This window comes from Gordonia sp. HS-NH1 (assembly GCF_001418765.1).
Taxonomy (GTDB): domain Bacteria; phylum Actinomycetota; class Actinomycetes; order Mycobacteriales; family Mycobacteriaceae; genus Gordonia.
In genome coordinates this window covers 1-2,010 of the sequence record NZ_LIYC01000096.1, presented here as the reverse complement: position 1 = coordinate 2,010, position 2,010 = coordinate 1, and the positions used below count along the sequence as shown (strand labels likewise).

Sequence of the window (2,010 nt, the reverse complement as noted above, 5' to 3'; positions counted from 1 at the left end):
AGCATCGACGGCGGCGACGCCATCTGACCACTTGACTTCATGGCCCGAAGCCGCGGTACACGCGACTTCGGGCTATGAGCCGTCACCACGGCGGCCGACGATCACGTTGTGACCCGGCGAGGCGAGCTCGGAGCCCTCGGAACTCGGTGACTGCCAGGCCAATTCGACGTCGAGCGAGATCGGGGCGGTCACCGGTGCGGCGCCGGGAACGCAGACCACCGACCAGTCACCGCGATGCATCGCGAACCATCCGGCCGCCTCGTCGAAGTCGACGGACACCGACGAGAAGGCCGGATCGGACAGCGCGGCTTCGGCTTTCCGCAAGGCGATGAGAGTTCGATAGAAGTCGAGCACACGCGCGTGTGCGGGATCGTCGAGTTCGGTCCAGTCCAGCTTCGACCGCTCGAACGTCGCCGGGTCCTGCGGATCGGGCACGTCGTCGCTGTCCCAGCCGTGTTCGGCGAATTCCGATTTGCGCCCCTCCGCGGTGGCTCGGCCCAGTTCGGGCTCCGGGTGGGAGGTGAAGAACTGGAACGGTGTCGCGGCCGCCCACTCCTCACCCATGAACAGCATCGGGGTGAACGGGGACAGCAGGACCAGCGCCGCCTTGATCGCCAGCTGTCCGCCGTCGAGGTAGGCGCTCGGGCGGTCGCCGATCGCCCGATTGCCGATCTGATCGTGGTTGCAGGTGTAGGCGAGGAGGGCCGACGCGGGCAGCCGGTCGGTCGGGATCGGTCGTCCGTGACGGCGTTTCCGGAACGACGAATAGGTGCCGTCGTGGAAGAACCCGCCGGTGAGAACCTTCTCCAGGCAGCCGTAGCTCCCGAAGTCGCGGTAGTAGCCCTGCCGTTCGCCCGACACCAGCGTGTGGATCGCGTGGTGGATGTCGTCGTCCCACTGCGCGGTGAGCCCGAGTCCGTTGACGCTGCGCGGGGAGATCATGCGGGGATCGTTGAGGTGGCTCTCGGCGATCAGCGACAGCGGTCGCCCGAGTTCGACGGCGAGATCGTCGGTGGCGGCGGCGAGTTCTTCCAGTATGTGCACGGCGCGGTGGTCGGCCAGCGCGTGTACCGCGTCGAGGCGCAGGGCATCGACATGGAACTCGGTGAACCACCGCAGGGCCGTACCGGCGATGAACGCACGGACCTCGTCGGAGTCCGGATCGGACAGATTGACCGACGATCCCCAGGATGTGACGCCCTCGGAGAGGTAGGGCCCGAAGTCGGGTAGGTAGTTGCCGGACGGACCCAGATGGTTGTAGACGACGTCGAGGACGACACCGAGTCCCCGGGCGTGACAGGCGTCGACGAACCGGGCCAGCGCCGCCGGTCCGCCGTAGGTCTCCTGCACCGCGTACCAGCCGACGCCGTCGTAGCCCCAGTTGTGAACCCCGTTGAACGCGTTGACCGGCATCAGCTCGACGAAGTCGACCCCCAGGTCGACGAGATGGTCGAGCCGGCCGATGGCGGAGTCGAGCGTGCCCTCCGGGGTGAAGGTGCCGAGATGGAGCTCATAGACCACCGCTCCCCGGATGTCGCGACCGGTCCAGTCTGCGTCGGTCCATCCGGCGTCGTCGACGGTGAACAATGCCGACAGTTCGTGCACCCCGTCCGGCAGGCGCACGGCCCGCGGATCAGGACGCACCGGTCCGCCGTCGATCGAGAATCCGTAGCGCAGTTCCTCGACGGGTTCGGTTCCCGGTGCGGTGTCCACCTGCCACCACCCGCCGGCGCCTGCCGTCATGGTGATCCGGTCCGCGGCCGGGTCCTGCGCGGACGACCCGATCACCAGCTCTACGACCTGCGCATTCGGTGCCCAGACCCGGAGTTCGCCCAGTGATCGCGGTGATCGGAAGGGCTCCACATTGGAACGAAGTGGTAGGTTTTGTTCCCGCTGGTCGTCCGACCAAGTTATCGTGCTCTGGGCAACAGCGGCAGCGGTCGGGGGATTCGTCACATCATGCAAGGTATGTCGGACCTCGGACAGGTGCAAGTAGTGCCCCATAGGGTG

General features: G+C 67.0%; 1 protein-coding gene. It reads right to left on the bottom strand.

Going from position 1 to position 2,010, the window contains the following annotated elements; translation table 11 throughout:
- Positions 1-72: 72 nt before the first annotated feature.
- Entirely contained in the window at positions 73-2,004 is a 1,932-nt protein-coding gene (treZ, locus tag AMD30_RS24175) for a malto-oligosyltrehalose trehalohydrolase (protein WP_442902742.1), read from the bottom strand.
- Positions 2,005-2,010: the final 6 nt, after the last annotated feature.

Coding starts and splice junctions, on each gene's coding strand:
- treZ (WP_442902742.1), bottom strand. CDS start 2,004: ATGGGGCACTACTTGCACCTGTCCGAGGTCCGACATACCTTGCATGAT.